At 35.0% G+C, this 18,133-nt stretch carries 18 protein-coding genes and 1 other annotated feature; all 18 genes read right to left on the bottom strand.

The window, feature by feature from the left end; all coding sequences use genetic code 11:
• Nucleotides 1–126 precede the first annotated feature (126 nt).
• Nucleotides 127–672: a bifunctional pyr operon transcriptional regulator/uracil phosphoribosyltransferase PyrR gene (gene pyrR, locus BN999_RS03200; RefSeq protein WP_096269954.1), complete on the bottom strand. Its 546-nt coding sequence runs from the start codon at nt 670–672 to the stop codon at nt 127–129.
• A 157-nt stretch (nt 673–829) separates the two neighbouring features.
• Entirely contained in the window at nt 830–1,738 is a 909-nt protein-coding gene (locus BN999_RS03205) for an RluA family pseudouridine synthase (RefSeq protein WP_096269955.1), read from the bottom strand.
• Nucleotides 1,739–2,206 carry a signal peptidase II gene (gene lspA / locus BN999_RS03210; protein ID WP_096269956.1) on the bottom strand — a complete coding sequence of 156 codons (468 nt, stop codon included), beginning with the start codon at nt 2,204–2,206 and terminating at the stop codon, nt 1,739–1,741.
• A gap of 193 nt (nt 2,207–2,399) precedes the next feature.
• Nucleotides 2,400–5,156, bottom strand: coding sequence for an isoleucine--tRNA ligase (ileS, locus tag BN999_RS03215; protein ID WP_096269957.1), 2,757 nt, complete (start codon nt 5,154–5,156; stop codon nt 2,400–2,402).
• Nucleotides 5,157–5,229: 73 nt separating this feature from the next.
• Nucleotides 5,230–5,457 (bottom strand) — a binding site (T-box leader).
• Nucleotides 5,458–5,515: 58 nt separating this feature from the next.
• Entirely contained in the window at nt 5,516–6,019 is a 504-nt protein-coding gene (locus tag BN999_RS03220; RefSeq protein WP_096269958.1) for a DivIVA domain-containing protein, read from the bottom strand.
• Nucleotides 6,020–6,187: 168 nt separating this feature from the next.
• Entirely contained in the window at nt 6,188–6,967 is a 780-nt protein-coding gene (locus BN999_RS03225; protein ID WP_096269959.1) for a YlmH family RNA-binding protein, read from the bottom strand.
• Nucleotides 6,968–6,976: 9 nt separating this feature from the next.
• Nucleotides 6,977–7,258 (bottom strand): YggT family protein, encoded by a 282-nt coding sequence (locus tag BN999_RS03230; RefSeq protein ID WP_096269960.1) that lies wholly within the window; start codon nt 7,256–7,258, stop codon nt 6,977–6,979.
• Nucleotides 7,259–7,266: 8 nt separating this feature from the next.
• Nucleotides 7,267–7,698: a cell division protein SepF gene (locus tag BN999_RS03235; protein ID WP_096270376.1), complete on the bottom strand. Its 432-nt coding sequence runs from the start codon at nt 7,696–7,698 to the stop codon at nt 7,267–7,269.
• 10 nt (nt 7,699–7,708) lie between these two features.
• On the bottom strand, nt 7,709–8,386 hold the full coding sequence (locus BN999_RS03240) for a YggS family pyridoxal phosphate-dependent enzyme (protein ID WP_176481857.1): 678 nt from the start codon (nt 8,384–8,386) through the stop codon (nt 7,709–7,711).
• A gap of 27 nt (nt 8,387–8,413) precedes the next feature.
• A complete protein-coding gene (pgeF, locus tag BN999_RS03245) occupies nt 8,414–9,223 on the bottom strand; it encodes a peptidoglycan editing factor PgeF (RefSeq protein ID WP_255247385.1) in 810 nt (269 codons plus the stop codon).
• A 30-nt stretch (nt 9,224–9,253) separates the two neighbouring features.
• Nucleotides 9,254–9,511, bottom strand: a complete 258-nt coding sequence (locus BN999_RS03250; protein ID WP_096269962.1) for a YlmC/YmxH family sporulation protein — start codon at nt 9,509–9,511, stop codon at nt 9,254–9,256.
• A gap of 139 nt (nt 9,512–9,650) precedes the next feature.
• On the bottom strand, nt 9,651–11,195 hold the full coding sequence (locus tag BN999_RS03255; RefSeq protein WP_096269963.1) for a BCCT family transporter: 1,545 nt from the start codon (nt 11,193–11,195) through the stop codon (nt 9,651–9,653).
• 261 nt (nt 11,196–11,456) lie between these two features.
• On the bottom strand, nt 11,457–12,236 hold the full coding sequence (gene sigG / locus BN999_RS03260) for an RNA polymerase sporulation sigma factor SigG (protein WP_096269964.1): 780 nt from the start codon (nt 12,234–12,236) through the stop codon (nt 11,457–11,459).
• 132 nt (nt 12,237–12,368) lie between these two features.
• Nucleotides 12,369–13,088, bottom strand: a complete 720-nt coding sequence (gene sigE / locus BN999_RS03265) for an RNA polymerase sporulation sigma factor SigE (protein ID WP_096269965.1) — start codon at nt 13,086–13,088, stop codon at nt 12,369–12,371.
• Between the two features lie 104 nt (nt 13,089–13,192).
• A complete protein-coding gene (gene spoIIGA, locus BN999_RS03270; RefSeq protein WP_096269966.1) occupies nt 13,193–14,113 on the bottom strand; it encodes a sigma-E processing peptidase SpoIIGA in 921 nt (306 codons plus the stop codon).
• A 368-nt stretch (nt 14,114–14,481) separates the two neighbouring features.
• Nucleotides 14,482–15,618, bottom strand: a complete 1,137-nt coding sequence (ftsZ, locus tag BN999_RS03275; protein ID WP_096269967.1) for a cell division protein FtsZ — start codon at nt 15,616–15,618, stop codon at nt 14,482–14,484.
• Nucleotides 15,619–15,684: 66 nt separating this feature from the next.
• Entirely contained in the window at nt 15,685–16,968 is a 1,284-nt protein-coding gene (gene ftsA, locus BN999_RS03280; RefSeq protein WP_096269968.1) for a cell division protein FtsA, read from the bottom strand.
• Nucleotides 16,969–17,191: 223 nt separating this feature from the next.
• Nucleotides 17,192–17,986 (bottom strand): cell division protein FtsQ/DivIB, encoded by a 795-nt coding sequence (locus tag BN999_RS03285; protein ID WP_096269969.1) that lies wholly within the window; start codon nt 17,984–17,986, stop codon nt 17,192–17,194.
• Nucleotides 17,987–18,133: the final 147 nt, after the last annotated feature.

The following is an 18,133-nucleotide window of genomic DNA, read 5'->3' on the forward strand; positions in this document are numbered from 1 at the left end:
CTATACGTTTACAATAAAAAAACCTCTTTGCGGTTTTAGTCGCAAAGAGGTATACGTGCAGAATTTTTAAGCACGTAACATGAGCGACCTTGTAAACCTCTCTGGATTTAATTAAAGGTCAAAATATTATTTTTCATAGATAGATACTAAATCAGTACCATGATCCACTTCGTTTAACTGAACAACAATTATCTCCTTGTCTGATGTTGGAATGTTTTTCCCAACATAATCGGCCCGGATTGGTAGTTCTCGATGTCCACGATCAACTAAAACTGCTAATTGGATTTGAGAAGGTCTTCCTAAATCCATAACTGCATCCATCGCAGCACGAACAGTTCTACCTGTGTACAGTACATCATCAATCAAGATAACTTTTTTATTGTTTATATCAACAGGAATATCTGTATCACGTATTTCAGGCTCATTTGATTCTACTGCCTTCGCTAGATCATCGCGATACAATGTAATGTCTAAATCACCAATGGGTAGTGTAATACCTTCTATGTTTCTTATTTTTTCTTGAATACGCTTTGCTAAAGGTACTCCCCTAGTTTTAATCCCTACAATAACTAGGTCATCTCCACCTTTATTTTTCTCTAAGATTTCATGAGCAATACGGGTAAGCGCTCGATTAACTGCTTGCTCATCCAAAATTTCTGTTTTTTTATTCATTTCCTTACCCCCAAAATAAAAAACCCATTTCTCCATGAGGAAAAAAGGGTTTTAAATACATGTATCCCGTAATTTAACCGTTCCCTTTTTAGCCTCTCTGGACTGATTTAAAGGTTCTTATTCATTTGCTCTATTATTTCAGAATTAAATAGTTCTGTCAATACATTTGTTCCAGAGTTTCAAGAAGCTTTTGAAAATAGCTTGGTGCTTCCACTTCAAAACGCAACCACTCTCCAGATACAGGATGTGTAAACCCTAACACTTTTGCATGGAGAGCTTGTCCATTCGTATCTAAAGTTTTACGAGGACCATATTTAGGATCTCCAACTAGCGGAAATCCAATATAACGCATATGAACACGGATTTGATGTGTTCTTCCGGTCTCTAGTTGACACTCAATATGAGTGAATTCTTTAAAACGATGTAAAACGTGAAAACGAGTTACAGCTGGCTTTCCATTTTCGACAATTCCCATTCTTTGCCTATCTTTTAGGTCTCTACCTATCGGTGCATCCACCATACCAGTATCATGATTGATAACACCATGAACTACTGCTTCATATTTTCTCTCGACATCCTTATTAGATAATTGTTCAGCAAGGCCTGTATGTGCTTTATCACTTTTAGCTACTACTAAAAGCCCACTTGTATCCTTATCAATACGATGTACGATACCCGGACGTTCAACACCATTGATTCCTGATAAATCATTGCAATGATACAAAAGTGCATTTACAAGCGTTCCGGACTGGTGCCCTGCAGATGGATGAACTACCATTCCTTTAGGCTTATTTACTACTAATAAATCTTGGTCTTCATAAACTATGTCTAATGGGATATTTTCCGGCTCGATATCTAATGTTTCGATTTCGGGCGTATTCCACGTAATAATATCGCCTACCTGACATTTATAATTAGCCTTAATGATTGCATTATTAACTTTAACTAGCCCTTTTGTTATCCAGCCCTGAACTTGTGATCGTGATTGTTCAGGATTGATGTCAGCTAAAAGTTTATCAATACGTAGTTTATTTTCTTTTTCGGTTACAACATGCTGTAAGCTCATTTAAGCCTTTCCCTTCTGTTTCTTTTCCTCGAATAATGTTGCGATTATAACTAGTATAACACCGATAGTTAATGCTGAATCAGCAATATTAAAGATTGGAAAATCATAGCCAAATATAATAAAGTCAAAGAAATCTACAACCTCTTGATGGAATAAACGATCAATAAAGTTCCCAATTGCCCCACCTAAGATGAGACCAAGAGCTGAAGCAAAAAGCTTATTGTCCTTACCATATTTATGTAAATAATAAATAATCCCGATGATTACAATAATAGTAATAACATAAAAGAAGCCCATTTTACCTTCTAATATTCCCCAAGCAGCACCACTATTTCGATGTGATGTTAAATAGAAGAAACCGTCAATTATTGGTATTTGTTCATATAATTCCATGTTCTTCACGACGAGATATTTTGTGATTTGATCAATTGCAATTGCAATAACTGCTATAAGATAATAACGATACATTCATTTTTCCTCCGATATAGCTATTTCTCTCTCTGTAAGTAAGATTAAAATCCTTAGTTTATCTTATACTTTATTAGGCAGAAATTCAATAATTTGTGATAGAGATGAATACCTTTTCGGCTTAGTAAACAAATAAGAGTACAAATCACAAAGGATTTGTACTCTTACTCTCTTCTAAATACTTAAGTTATACTTAAGCATGATAATGCTCTTCAACTACATTTGCACAACGTGTACATAGTGAAGGATGATTGGCATCTTCTCCAACTGTTTCAGATGCAACCCAGCATCTTTCACATTTTTCACCTGGATGTTTTTCAACTAGAATACTTACATAGCGATATTCATTTACATTATCCGCATTATCTACAACATTTGCTTCTGAAACAATTAGCAATTGATGAACATCTTCAATTGAATCTAATACTTCTTTTGTTTCGTTATCTCTAGGAACAACTGTTATCTTAGCTTCTAATGATTTTCCAATTACTTTTTCATTACGCGCTTCCTCTAATGCTTTTAAAACATCGTCTCGGACTGCCATAAAGTGATTCCACTTGTCTTCAAGTCCAGTAAATCCATCCACTTCTCTTGGTTCTGGAATATCCGTAAGTTGTGGACTAGGTTCCTTAACTCCAGGAATATACTCCCATACCTCATCAGCCGTATGAGGTATGATTGGCGTTAATAATTGTACCAATGTTGTTAGGATTTCATAGTATCCAGTTTGAATGCTGCGACGACGATGATTGTCTCTAGCTTCAATGTACAGAATGTCTTTTGCAAAATCTAAATAGAATGAGCTTAAATCATCTGCACAGAAGTTATGGATGCGATGGAAGATAGGTGAGAACTCATATCTATCGTAGCTTTCACGTACTTCTTTAACCAATGTTTGTAAACGATGCAGCATGAATCGATCTACTTCTTCCATTTCCCTTTCTGGAACACGATCTGTTTCCGGATTGAAATCTGCAAGGTTCGCTAACATGAAACGGAATGTATTACGGATTTTACGATAACTTTCCGATGTTTGTTTTAAGATATCATCAGAGATACGAACATCAGCTTGGTAATCAACAGATGCTACCCATAGGCGAAGAATATCAGCACCTAATTGCTTTAATACTTTAGATGGTAAGATAACATTACCTAATGATTTACTCATTTTACGTCCATTACCATCTAGAGTAAAACCGTGACTAATGATGGACTTATACGGTGCTTTTCCTGTTACAGCAACTGCGGTGGATAGTGACGAGTTGAACCAACCTCGGTATTGGTCACTACCTTCTAAGTACACATCTGCTGGTCTTCTATGATCTTCACGATTTAATAGTACCCCAGCATGTGATGATCCAGAATCAAACCAAACATCCATAATATCCATTTCTTTTGTAAATTTACCGTTTGGACTATGTTCCGATGTATATCCTTCTGGTAATAAATCTTCTGCTTCACGTTCAAACCAAATGTTGGAACCATGTTCAGCAAAAAGGTTAGCTACATGTTCAATAGTTTCATCTGTTATAATCGGTGTTCCATCTTCACCATAGAAAACTGGAATTGGAACTCCCCAAGCACGCTGACGAGAAATACACCAATCTTCACGATCACGCACCATGTTATATAACCTTGTTTCTCCCCATGAAGGGTACCATTTAACTTGTTTGATTTCATTTAGGATATCTTCACGAAAGTCCTTAATTGATGCAAACCACTGTGCAGTTGCACGGAAGATAGTTGGCTTTTTCGTTCTCCAATCATGAGGATAAGAGTGGGTAATAAAACTCATTTTTAATAATGATCCTACTTCCTCTAGTTTCTCGGTTACTACCTTATTTGCATCATCATAAAACAGTCCTTCAAAACCTGGTGCTTCACTTGTAAATACACCTTTCTCATCTACTGGGGAAATCGTTTGTAAGCCATATTTATTTGATACATAAAAGTCATCTTCCCCATGTCCAGGTGCTGTGTGTACACATCCTGTACCAGCATCAGTTGTAACATGCTCACCTAACATCACAAGTGATTCTTTGTCATAGAAAGGATGTTTTGCAGTAACACGTTCTAATTCTTGTCCCTTAAATGACTTAATAACTTGTGGGTTATCCCATTCTAACTCTTCTGTTAAACTCTCTAATAGTGCTTCTGCAACTACGTATTTGTTACCATCTGCTTCGACTACGACGTAATCGACTTCAGGATGAACACTAATACCTAGGTTTGCAGGAAGTGTCCAAGGTGTTGTTGTCCATATTACAATCTTATCTCCTGCATTTAAGACATCCTTACCATCTAATACGTCAAATGATACGTAAATAGATGCAGAGCGTTTATCATAATACTCGATTTCCGCTTCAGCAAGTGCGGATTCAGAAGATGGAGACCAATATACTGGCTTTAACCCTTTGTAAATATAGCCTTTCTTTGCCATTTCACCAAAAACTCTAATTTGCTCTGCTTCATAATCTTTAGTAAGAGTGATATATGGGTTATCCCAATCACCTCTAATACCTAACTGTTTGAATTGTGTTCTCTGGTTATCCACCTGTGACAATGCATATTCTGCACAAAGTTGTCTAAACTCAGCTACAGATAACTTTTTACGGTTAACTTTTTTGTTCTTTGTTAAAGCTGTTTCAATCGGAAGACCATGTGTATCCCAGCCTGGAACATATGGTGCGTGATAGCCTGACATTGATTTATAACGAGTAATAAAGTCCTTTAACACTTTATTCATGGCATGCCCAATATGAAGGTCTCCATTCGCATATGGTGGCCCATCATGCAAAATAAATAGCGGTCTACCTTTTGTTCTTTCTAAAGACTTTTCATATAAATTAACTTCTTCCCAATTCTTTTGTCTTTCTGGTTCTTTGTTCGGTAAATTTCCACGCATTGGAAATTCAGTTTTTGGCATCAGTAATGTTTCTTTATAATCCACTGGTTCTTCCTCCTTATATTTAACACGCAATTTTAACTATTAAAAAAATAATAAAAAAAGCCTCTCTAATCCCAAAAGGGACGAGAAGACTCGCGGTACCACCCTTATAAATTTAAAATGATTACTCATTTCAAATTCACTCGATATTCGTAACGTGAATTACACGTCCAATTCTACTTCCCCTGTTCAAATTGGATACTCTAGAGTGATATTCTAAAAACGTGCTGTACTAGGCTCCCACCAATTCCTAGCTCGCTTAACAAGCATACTGTTTTTATACTGTCTCTGTCATCGTATGTGAAATATGATTTACCTATTCGTGTATGCATTATATGTAAATTTTCTTTAAACGTCAAGGCTTAAGATTCTTGTTTAGCAAATTCTAAATCTTTTCCCATCTCTACTTCAAATAATTCTTCCCAATCATCTGTACCAATCATATCGAGTTGAGCTTCAACTAACATCTTTAATCGAGTTCGGAAAACTTTTGCTTGTTTTTTTAATTCTTCAACTTCAATCGAAATTTTGCGAGACTTGCTTAAAGCTTCATTAATAATACGATCAGCATTTTTTTCTGCTTCCTTTATAATAAGCTTTGATTCCTTAGAAGCATTACCTTTTAGTTCTTCAGCTGTTTCCTGTGCAATTAGAATGGATTTATTTAATGTTTCTTCAATATTAGTAAAATGACTAAGCTTTTCATTCATTTGTTCTATTCTTTCTTTTAATTCCTTTTTCTCACGGATAACTATTTCATAGTCTTTAATAACTTGATCTAAAAATTCATTAACTTCATCTTCATCATATCCACGAAAACTTCTAGTAAATTCTTTATTATGTATATCTAGTGGTGTTAATGGCATAGCGGTTACCTCCCTAAAAAATTTTAATAGATAGTATAAGTCCATTATTAGTATACCAATTATATTCGACAAAAAGTAAGTTTTTCCTGCAATTTTAGAATTTTTTTAACTAAAAAATCTGAAAGAACGACTCTTTGATATCATTATATATCAAAAAACCGTTCTTTACTATACCTGTAACAAAGCTATTGTTACTTTTAGTTTTTCCTTTTTTGTTTGTCCAGTAATTCCAACAAGCTTACTACGACCTTTTCCTCTCAGAGAAATTAAGTCCCCTTCACGTAAAATAAACTTGCTATCCTCTACTATTCTATAATTAACCTTCACTAATCCTTTTTGAATGACAATTTGTGCATCTTTTCTAGAAATTGAATAGATTTCTTTTATCATAGTATCTAATCGTAGTGAAGAGACAATCTTCTCCGATTGAGACCAGATAGACTCATATTCAATTAAGTCTGCAAACTGCTTTTCTTCAAAACTAACCGTCGCCCGTTTAATACCAGTTAAATTCATGATTACAAATGATGTAAAATCTTGATCAAGAATTATTTGGATCTTACCATCACCAGCGAAAATATCTCCAAGTTTTTTCCGCTTTACCCCTAATGATAAAAAAGCCCCTAATACATCACGGTGTGCTAACGTAATAAACTTTTCCTGATAATTGGCCTGAACTACAGATATATTAAAATCCTCATCTGTAATTACTTCATAATAGGGTGCAATAATTGCTCTTTTTCTTTCTGAATGGTGGCCGCCACCAAATAAACGCATTTGCAAATCATTATGAGCAGTACCAACTAACATTTCAACAATCTGTTGTTCACGTGGATCCAGAAAATCTGTTAGTTTAGACTGAAATGATCGCTCGACTTGTTCTATCCATGATAATACCTGGTCAATAAAACTATGTTCTTCTTTGCGAAAATGTTGATAAATATCCATTTAGTTCATTCACCCAGCAATAAATCGCACAATCATCCCATATAACCCCCAAATTCCAGCACCAGCTAAACGCAACACGATAATGGCTACAATTGGAGAAATATCAATCATACCTAACGGGGGGATGATTCTACGAAATGGATCCAGAAACGGTTCATATAATCTAGTCATAAAATTTCCAAATGCTGATTCTCGAGCACCAGGAAACCAAGACATAAAGATATATACAATTAATCCAAAACTATAGATGTTTAAGGCTTTATATAAAATATCAAAAATCATGTATAACATATATTAGTTTACCATCCTTTATTTAAATCTTCTTCATTCGTTTCCGATATGGAACCTGAAACATCTACGTTATCAGGAGCGCAAAGAAAAGTTTGGGAGCCCAGTCGCTGAATAATACCATTAACTGCGTAGACAGTTCCACTTAAAAAATCTATAATCCTTTTTGCCTCATTTCGTTCTACTCGTTGTAGATTGACGACTACCGCTCGTTTATTAACGATATTATCTGCTATCTGCTGTGCTTCTTCAAAAGTCCTCGGCTCACAAAGTACGACTTTGGATGAGGATGTTTTTACACTTGTTAAATTTATTACATTATTATTTGTTTGGTTTTTCTTGTTGATTGGCGCTTTTACTGGTTCATGTTCTTCCTCTACATACTCATATTCATATTCTTCGTCTACTGCAAAAAGAGTCTTTATCTTATTTTTAAAACTCAATCTTGTCACCTCACATATTTTCCCCTACTAATTTTGAGCCAATTCTAATATGGGTTGCACCCTCCATAATGGCAACCTCGTAATCATTGCTCATTCCCATGGATAAATAGTTACACGGTGCATGTCGATAATTTCTTTGTTTTACCTTGTCCCGTAATTCTCTGAGTTCGCTAAATACTTTATGTAATAATGCCTTATCGTCTGAATGTGGTGCCATTGTCATCAATCCTACAATCCGAATATTTGTATATTCAGATATTTCCTCAATGAACTGCATGACATTCTCTGGTTGTATCCCATGTTTAGATTCTTCACCACTTACATTTACTTGTACAAAACAATCCATGACGGTAGAAGCACGTTTGTTAATTTCTTTAGCTAAAGATAGCCTGTCCAATGAGTGTATATAATCTACCTTATCTATTATGTCTTTTACTTTTCTAGTTTGTAAACTTCCAATAAAATGCCATGAAACGGTCTTGCCGAAATGATTGTATTTCTCTATGAATCCTTCTTGACGATTTTCGCCAAGATTTAATAGCCCTGCATTTATCGCTTCCTTAGTTCTCTCTATTGTAACATATTTCGTTACCGCTATGATGGTAACGTCCTCAGGATTCCGATTGTTTTTTTGACACGCAGCTTCTATATTCGCTTTAATTTCTGTTAAATTTTGTGAGACATCCATTATTACTTATTTCTCCTCCCATGAAAATCAGCAGCTATAGCCAATAAACCCTAACATCCGGCCAGTTTCCCCTTGGTCCCGGCGATGTGAGAAAAATAGGTTATCATCTCTAAACGTGCAATATTTTGTTATATCTATATTACTACGAAGTACACCTGATTGTACAAGGATTTCGACATTAAGTTGTTTTAAATCTAATAAATAGTGTCCATTCTCTACAGGTGTTAACACTTGTTCTCTATGTTCCAACGGTATACGATTTTTCACAAACTCATCTACCTCATAATATTCCTTAGAAATACATGGTCCAATTGTTACATTGATGTCTTTAATATTACATCCAAGTGCTATTAATTTAGTCGTCATAACCTCAGCTATTCTCCCTACTGTACCCTTCCAACCAGCATGAGCTATACCAATGTATTTTGTAATTGGGTCAAAAAAGAAAAGTGGTACACAATCAGCAAAAAAAGCCGTACATAAGATACCTGTTTCTTTCGTTATTATTCCATCAACCCCCTCTAAAGACGACTCTACAGACTTTGCACCTTTCCCAACGTCTGTTGGTTCAACAATCTGTACTGAAGTATGATGTATTTGTTCACCAGCAACCCATTTTTCTAAAGGTATTTTAATAGTTGCAGCTAGCTTCTTTCTATTGGCAATTACATCATCATAATCATCAGATACATGTAAACCTAGATTATTGGAGGTAAAGTACCCTCTACTAGTTCCGCCATTACGGGTTGTGAAACCCACTTTTAAATTGGAGTCTAAATCCATCCATTTATTGATATATAATATTTCATTATCTTCTAATTCATAAGCGTCTACCACAGTAATTCCCCCTGCTAGTTTGAGCTCCTATTATTCAAGATATAACTTCGGACGCGTTATATCTTTCACTAGAATGACATCAGAGCCAATTGTAACGATTTGTTCCCAATATATCATCATTTCATCTGACTTTCCAAAAAAACCACCCTTTTTATCACGCAAATAGATTATTAGAGCAATTATTCTACCACGATCTGGGTCTATTTCTAAATCTGAAATGTGTCCTAATCTTTTTCCATCATTGATCACAATAACTTCTTTTACTTGAAGATCTGATAATTTTATCATCACGGCTCACCTACCCTTACTAGTGATGTATATGCATGAAGTTGTTCGTTCATTCTGAGCTAGGGTAATGAACTTTACAGTATAACCATAACAAAAAACGGAGCCTGTTATGAAAACTATCGTAACAGACTCCTTACATTTAATCTTTATCTTTTTTTCGTAATTCCCTTAAAGCTTCCCGTTTTTCTTCCACTGCCATTTTTCTAGCTATTCTTGGGGCATTCCACAATGGTGGTAGTAATAATAACGATACTGGAACTGCCGTGATAACAATAGAATTTTGAATAGAAGAGATACTATCACCCATCGGTAATATCATGACAGTAGTTAATCCAAATATGCCTGCCCAAAACACCCTTAACCAGCGTTTTGGTTTATCATTCCCTGTTAAAGTTGCAGCAACAGTATAGGACATCGTATCGACAGTTGTCACGACAAATATAATAGAAACAAGTAAGAATCCGATTCCAAATAATGTTCCCATTGGAAGTTGGTCTGTTATTGCCATCACGGCAGCCTCCATCCCACCTTCAGATAGTGGTTTAGAGATGGACCCTGGGTTTTCTTTTTCGAAATACACTCCAGTTCCACCAACTACAGAAAACCAGAAATTATTAACAATAGGCGCAACAATGGATACAGCTATAATTAATTCCCGGATTGTTCTCCCTCGTGAAATCCTACTGATAAATACAATGAGCATTGGGGCATAGCCAATAAACCAACCCCAAAAGAATATTGTCCAACCACCAAGCCAACTATTATCCCCACGGAATAGACTCATGGTAAAGAAATTTTGTAGATGTACTCCGGTTCCGCCTACAAAAGCATCAATAATAAACATAGTAGGACCTAAAAGGAGAACCATAAATGCTAAAAATATGGTGAAACCAACATTATAACGGCTCAAGGTTAAAATTCCACGGTCTACACCTGTCGCTGCAGATATGGCAGCAATGATAGCTAAAATAATAACAACGGAAATACTTAGAGTCATGGTGTTTGGTACATCAAATAGATGATTTAATCCATAAGCAATCTGTAACCCTAGGAAACCTAATGGCCCCAATGTACCAGCAACTGTAGCAATTATAGAAAAAGTATCAGCTGTAGTACCAATCATACTATTATGATATATTTTTTCTCCGAAAATTGGGTAAAGCAATCCTCGAGGACGTAATGGAAGCTTTTTATTATAATGCACATACATCATTACAATTGATGCAAGAGTACCTAAAATCGCCCATGCAGTAAATCCCCAATGCATATAGGATTGGGCGAATGCAGCGAAAATATTATTAAATTCTCCTCCACCAAATAAAGGTGGTGTGTTCATGTAATGATACATTGGTTCCGAAGCAGCCCAGAATACACCACCACTTGCCAACAACGTTACTAGTATCATTGCAATCCAGCGAAAATAACTATATATTGGTTTGTCTTGTTTCCCTAAACGCACTTTACCATATTTGGAAAATGCAAGACCTAAACCGACTAAAAAATTACCTAACAAAAGTAGTTGCCAATAGGCTCCAAACAAATCTGCCGAGTACTCAAACAGTACGGAGATTGTTTTTCCGACTCCTTCACTGTTAAAAATGGATAACAAAATAAATACAATTAAAAAACCACCACTTGCAATAAACACAGGCCAATCCAAATGTTTCTTATTGTTAAATCTCACGCTTAACCTCCTAATTATGTATAAGCAAGTGTCTAAAATATTATTTTTCATTGAAGACCGTTGGGTAGAAAGTGAATATTTAAAACTGCCTCTTAATTATAACCATCGACATAACCACCGGCTTGCTCAAATGTAAAACACGGTTATTAATTATACAGGGTACAAATCTACACGTCAAAGCATCTAAAAATGACTATCAAATCGAGTTGCGATTCAATAGTCATTTACTCTTTATAATTCACATGATAATCTAATTTAAATTTATTCAAACATCTGTTTATTCATTTGGCTAATTGCTGCTTTTTCTAGTCTGGACACTTGTGCTTGTGAGATACCGATTTCATCGGCAACTTCCATTTGTGTTTTCCCTTGAAAAAAGCGTTTATTTAAAATCATTTTTTCTCGTTCATTCAATTGATACATTCCTTCCTTTAAGGAAAGTTTATCAACCCATGTATCATCTTTGTCTTTTTCATCACTAATCTGATCCACTACAAAAATTGGGTCTCCCCCATCATTATAAATAGGCTCAAATAAGGAAACAGGATCTTGAATAGCATCCATAGCAAATACCACGTCCGAGTGCGGAACACCCATTTCCTCCGCAATTTCTGCCGGCGTAGGTTCTTTTGATGTTTTATTTATTAGCTTTTCACGTACTTGCAATGCCTTGTATGCAATATCTCTTAGAGAACGAGAGACTCTAATTGGATTATTGTCTCTTAGGTATCTTCGTATTTCTCCTATAATCATGGGCACTGCATAGGTAGAAAATCGCACATTATGACTTAAATCAAAGTTATCAATCGATTTCATTAAACCAATACAACCAACTTGAAATAAATCGTCTACATATTCACCACGATTATTAAATCGTTGAATGACACTTAATACAAGACGAAGATTTCCGTTAACTAATTCCTCTCTTGCATTAATGTCTCCCGATTGCATTTTAACGAATAATTTTTTCATTTCCTCATTCGTCAATACGGGTAATTTTGATGTATCAACTCCACAGATTACTACTTTATGTCTAGTCATTCTATACCCTCCCAGTTGGAGATGCTGTTCAAGGACAGTATCTCCTAGGAAGGGAAAATTTATGCAAATCTACAAATTATATTAGGACATAAATACGGTCATATTTTCTAGTACATTCTAGTATTATCAAGGCTAAACCATTTTATTAAATTCTTTTTTCAATCGACGAATAATTTTCTTTTCTAACCTTGAAATATAGGATTGAGATATCCCTAGCATATCGGCAACATCTTTTTGTGTTTTTTCTTCTTCACCAATAAGACCGAACCTAAGCTCCATGATTTGCTTTTCTCTTGCATTAAGTTGTGAAAGTGCATTTTGCAATAAGTGTTTATCCACCTTTGTTTCCAAATTTTTAGTAATCACATCATCATCGGTTCCTAATACATCTGATAATAATAATTCATTGCCATCCCAATCAATGTTTAAAGGCTCATCAAACGAGATCTCTGATTTCAGTTTATTATTCCTTCTTAAGTACATTAATATCTCATTTTCAATACATCTAGATGCATATGTAGCTAATTTTATCTTTTTTTCTGGATTAAAAGTATTGACTGCTTTTATTAATCCAATGGTACCAATACTAATTAAATCTTCTATATTAATACCTGTATTTTCGAATTTTCTTGCTATATAAACGACTAATCGAAGGTTTCGTTCAATCAGCACAGACCTTGCAGCTGGATCCCCATTTGTCAATTGAACTAATAGCTCACCTTCTTCTTCCTTTGAAAGAGGAGGTGGTAATGCTTCACTTCCTCCTATATAATAAATTTCCTCAGATTTAATGCCTAATCGTACGAGTAGTTTATACCACCAAATGCGCATTTTAAATGTAATTTTTTTCATTATGTAACGCTCCTTTTTCTAGTTTGTATTTTACTTATTTACAAGTGATGAACACATACCCAACTATTAATCACTAATTGTAATTTCTAATTATATAAACCATGTTATGCCGAATGAATAGTTGCTAGTTTAATAATTTGTGGGTGAAGTAAGCAATGATAACGTTTGTCTTTTGTTAAATCTGCAAATTGAATACCAATTAAGACCTTAGTGGCTACAATATGGTGATTTTCGTATAGAATGGTTAATTTTTCGGGTCTAATAGCTAAAAGAAAATTACTCTTACCTTCAACCCCATGAAATGGAACAACTTGAATATAGTTCTCCAAAGATTTCGGAATTTGTTCCATATTAAATTCTTCATAAGCCCTTTTTAAATGTTGCCAATCTTCTCTGATAAACCATTGCTGTAAGAATACCTCATCACAAATAACGACAGGTCGCTTTGTTAATGGATCCACTAGTTGATTACCACTGTCAATGAACCCTGTAGTTGTTAAAGTTCTATTGTTTATGGTGATGGAAACCTCATAAAGTTGATCGTATCGAATTTTTTCGATTGCGTGCTTGTCCAAACGATTCTTCGTAAACCAAAATACGATTGGAAATCCAATTACAACAAAAATCCAACTAATCGGGTCCCCATATCCACTACTAAAAGATAGGAATCCTGCAGCAGTTATAGCAACTGGACTTTGTAATAGATAATGCGCAGCAAACATTCCACCTCCAATTGCAAATGATACAAAATAAAATAATAATAGCTGCTTTATCATTCGATTAAAGGAGATAAATCGGAATGTAACCAAAATAATTAGAATAGAATAAAGTATCTTTCCGAATACCGTAGTGATATACGAGTTTGGAAAATAGAGAGTCATTGGAACAATTAATGATGCAAAGAAGGCCCCTATTATTAACCTGCTTTTAGGTGAAGATTCGCGACAGAGCGCCTGTGTTAACATTAAAAGCATGAAATCTAAGAGAAAGTTCAAAACCCAAACTGCATCAAGGTAAATAGTCATACTATTCTTTCCTTTCTGGGTTTTAGTAAGGTTTTATTCTGTTTTTTTTATTTCATCTAAGAAATTCACTCCTTTGAAATCTAATATTTTTGGAGAAAACTACTCAGATATACTATTCTGACAAGTTAGAAATCTACTGAAATTAGAAGTATAAAGAGAAGTATAAACTAGTTATGAAGCGAAGTCTGTCAGTTCTTGTATGAAAATTAATGCTAATTTCAACTAGTTATGTCGAGGGTACTTAAGAGAATTTTTGATTATAAGTTGCCTACACTGGAAAGAAGAAGAATATTATATTATTCGCTAGAATACTACAAAAAGAAAAAACGTATAGCTATATAGCCATACGTTCGTTTCTATATGAAACATTATCTATTTCTATTGCGGTTACGTAAGAATGTTGGGATATCTAAAATATCTTCTTCTTGACGTGGTCTGGCTTGTTGTTGCATCGGTTCTTTTGTGTGAACATTATCATCATTAGCTCTTGTTGCAGCAGTTTGGTTTTGATTAATTGCAGGACGTTGTCTAACTGGTTGTTCTGGTTTTTTGTTTTCATCAAAACCAGTAGCGATAACCGTAACAATGATTTCATCTTTCAAATCTTCATTGATAACCGATCCAAAAATTACATTAACCTCTTCATCAGCAGCATTGGTTACAAGATCTGCAGCTTCTTGAACTTCATATAGACTTAAGTTCGTACCACCAGTAATATTCATCAGAATACCATGAGCACCATCAATTGAAGTTTCTAGTAATGGAGAGGAAATTGCCTTTTTAGCAGCTTCTGTAGCACGGTTTTCTCCAGTCGCAATACCAATCCCCATTAATGCAGACCCTTTATTAAACATAATTGTCTTAACATCGGCAAAGTCAACATTAATCAATCCTGGTTTTGCAATTAAGTCTGAAATACCTTGAACCCCTTGTCTTAATACATTATCAGCTTCTCTGAAAGCTTCAAGCATTGGGGTATTTTTATCAACAATTTCTAGTAAACGATCATTTGGAATTACAATTAATGTATCAACATTATTCTTTAATGCTTCAATTCCGGAGACAGCTTGTGTAGATCTTCTACGACCCTCAAATGAAAATGGACGAGTTACAACACCAACTGTTAGTGCACCTAAGTCTTTTGCAACTTGAGCGATTACTGGAGCTGCACCAGTTCCAGTTCCTCCACCCATTCCAGCAGTAACAAATACCATATCAGCACCTTGAAGAATTTCTTCTAGCTGTTCTCTACTTTCTTCAGCTGCCTTTTTTCCTACCTCAGGATTAGCACCTGCGCCAAGTCCTCTAGTAAGCTTGCCACCTATTTGTAGTTTAGTTTCTGCTTTTGATAAATTTAAAGCTTGTGCGTCAGTATTAGCAGCGATAAATTCTACACCTTCAACACCATGATCAATCATTCGGTTTACAGCGTTATTTCCGCCACCACCGACACCAATAACCTTAATCGTAGCCAATTGGTCAATACTTGTATCAAACTCTAACATTTTTCGTTCCTCCTAATATGCAAATTACAAGATTTCTAGAAGCTAATTTTAATGTGGGAACGCTTATTAATCGAAGAAATACTTAAATAAATTAGCAATTCCAGACTCTTTTTTATCTTTTTCATTCTCAGTAGTAGTTTTGGTCGGTTGTTTCTTGATTCTTTTTGGTTTCGGTTCCTCCGCATGGGTGGTAATGGCTGGGAATAATTCTTTTCCTTGTATCTTTGCATTATGATATGCAAATTGTAGTATACCAACACTTGCGGTGAATTGTGACTCACGTACCCCAATATAATCTGGGATTGCAATACGAACATTAGCTTGGAATACATCACCAGCAAGCTCGAGTGCTCCCGACATTTTCATGGTTCCTCCGGTTAGAACATAGCCACCAGGTAGTTCATGATATCCCATTCTACGGATTTCTCTCTCGACATAGGCATAAATCTCTTCTAATCTTGCTTCGATCATATCCGCAATCTGTAATTGGTTGAAAGTTTGTCTTGCGTTACTACCAATAATTGTTACATCAAAGACTTCATCTTCTTGAGCATCATCGTAGAAAGCATGCCCATGATTTATTTTAATTTCCTCAGCCTCTTCTGTAGATGTGCGTAACCCAATCGATAAGTCTTTCGTGATGTTATCACCACCAAGAGGTATAACACTAGTCGAAACCATATGGTCATTCTCAAAGATTGAGACTGTTGTGCAGCCTCCACCAACATCGATTAATGCTACTCCCAAATTCTTTTCATCTTTTGAGAGTGCAACAGTGCCTGCTGATAACGGTTGTAAACAGATATCAGATACTTTCAAGTTAGCACGCTCTACACACTTCAAGATGTTATGTAATACTGTTTTGGAACAAGTGATAATTGTGCCTTCCATTTCTAATCGGACACCAATCATTCCTCTTGGGTCGGTAATTTCATCTAGTCCATCCACAATAAATTGTTTTGGAATAACATCTATGATTTCTCTCTCCGGCGGAATGGATATTACCTGTGCCCCATCAATTACTCGCTTTACATCATCGTTGGTGATTTCACGGTTTTCACTCTGAACTGCTACTACACCATGGCACGGTTGAAGTTGGATATGATTTCCACTAATGCCTACTACAACACTATCAATCTGCATTCCTACCATGCGCTCCGCTTGTTCAACTGCATTACGAATGGAATGTACAGTTTGATCAATATCAACGATAGCACCTTTCTTCATGCCATTTGATTTCGCTGTACCAACACCAATAATGTTTAATGAATCATTTAATACTTCACCAATAATTACTTTAATTTTTGTTGTACCTATATCAAGACTGACAAGTATGTCATTGTTGTTCAACAAAGGCACCTCCTATTTCAGAAACATAAAAAAACGATAAATTTATTTCTAAATGCAATAATTAGTTCTAAATTCTATTAAACTATACTATAATCTCTTATTTTAAAGGATTTTCTCAAAAAAAGAAATATGTAATAGCCATTTATCTATAAAAACTAGACATATTTTAATAGATTTTAACCTTTTACTAGACTATTCTTCCAAAATGGCTATATTTTGTCCGTTATTCTTCATTCTCATTGGAAATTATTTCTTCTTCTTCCGTAATTTCTTGATTAAACGGTTCAAAATAAGCACCTACCCCAATGTGAATAATACCTTCTGCATTAGGATCAAGTTGCGCTGCAATTGATGGATACACTTTCATCTTTTCTGAAAAGTCTCGTATGGAAGACTCTACCATAAATCCATCACTCATAAATAACGTAACTTCTTTACTGTTCAACTCATTCTTTGACCAGTGTATTTCTGAAATGATATTTAGAATGTTTGTAGGGAGTTTGCTCAATTCTTCAGACATTTCGGCTAATACTTTCTTATCCGTAAAATTTACTAGTAGCGGAGCATCTCCTGATAATCGTTCATTTTCACTATCCGCGAGAATCTCTCCATTCCCTAGAATTGGATAATAACTATTTTCCTTTTTTATATACCCAATTCTTTCATGCTCTACCATTCTAATTTCTACTGTCCATGGAAGCTTTGTCTCAACAGAAACCGTTTTGACTATCGGGTTCTTTTCGAGAGTTTTAATAATTTCCTCTTTTTGTATTGTCCAAATATTAGTATTTTTTATTATACCGCTTTGTTCAATAACCTGTTCCTCTGGATAAAAGGAATTGCCAATAACAACAACTGATTTAACATGGCTAAGTGGCGATTGAAGATAGACAATGATAGATAATAAGAAGAAAAAAATAGATAGGTAAAATACAAGGCGCCTATTAGCCTTTTTTTTACGGGCTTGCTTCAATTTGGGAATACGGTCCTCTATTGAAACAATTTTCTCTTTCGTCATTTCTATTCTTTCCCTTTTAACAAATTAACACATTAAAACGGCATACCAGATGCCGTTTAGACTGAGTTATTTAAATTATAACATAACATTCACCAAAACATATAGTAGACATATTGATAGTTCCCTAATTAAATTTTACCAATTTTA

Source organism: Paucisalibacillus globulus, assembly GCF_900184735.1.
GTDB lineage: Bacteria > Bacillota > Bacilli > Bacillales > Amphibacillaceae > Ornithinibacillus > Ornithinibacillus globulus_B.

What these genes read in the sequence shown, in the direction of transcription:
- BN999_RS03240 (WP_176481857.1), bottom strand. Translation starts at nt 8,386, where the DNA reads ATGGATGTCTCACAAAATTTAACAGAAATTAAAGCGAATATAGAAGCT.
- BN999_RS03205 (WP_096269955.1), bottom strand. Translation starts at nt 1,738, where the DNA reads ATGAGCTTACAGCATGTTGTAACCGAAAAAGAAAATAAACTACGTATT.
- lspA (WP_096269956.1), bottom strand. Translation starts at nt 2,206, where the DNA reads ATGTATCGTTATTATCTTATAGCAGTTATTGCAATTGCAATTGATCAA.
- BN999_RS03285 (WP_096269969.1), bottom strand. Translation starts at nt 17,986, where the DNA reads ATGACGAAAGAGAAAATTGTTTCAATAGAGGACCGTATTCCCAAATTG.
- BN999_RS03225 (WP_096269959.1), bottom strand. Translation starts at nt 6,967, where the DNA reads ATGGATATTTATCAACATTTTCGCAAAGAAGAACATAGTTTTATTGAC.
- sigE (WP_096269965.1), bottom strand. Translation starts at nt 13,088, where the DNA reads ATGAAAAAAATTACATTTAAAATGCGCATTTGGTGGTATAAACTACTC.
- spoIIGA (WP_096269966.1), bottom strand. Translation starts at nt 14,113, where the DNA reads ATGACTATTTACCTTGATGCAGTTTGGGTTTTGAACTTTCTCTTAGAT.
- pyrR (WP_096269954.1), bottom strand. Translation starts at nt 672, where the DNA reads ATGAATAAAAAAACAGAAATTTTGGATGAGCAAGCAGTTAATCGAGCG.
- BN999_RS03250 (WP_096269962.1), bottom strand. Translation starts at nt 9,511, where the DNA reads ATGATAAAATTATCAGATCTTCAAGTAAAAGAAGTTATTGTGATCAAT.
- sigG (WP_096269964.1), bottom strand. Translation starts at nt 12,236, where the DNA reads ATGACTAGACATAAAGTAGTAATCTGTGGAGTTGATACATCAAAATTA.
- ftsZ (WP_096269967.1), bottom strand. Translation starts at nt 15,618, where the DNA reads ATGTTAGAGTTTGATACAAGTATTGACCAATTGGCTACGATTAAGGTT.
- BN999_RS03230 (WP_096269960.1), bottom strand. Translation starts at nt 7,258, where the DNA reads ATGTTATACATGATTTTTGATATTTTATATAAAGCCTTAAACATCTAT.
- BN999_RS03220 (WP_096269958.1), bottom strand. Translation starts at nt 6,019, where the DNA reads ATGCCATTAACACCACTAGATATACATAATAAAGAATTTACTAGAAGT.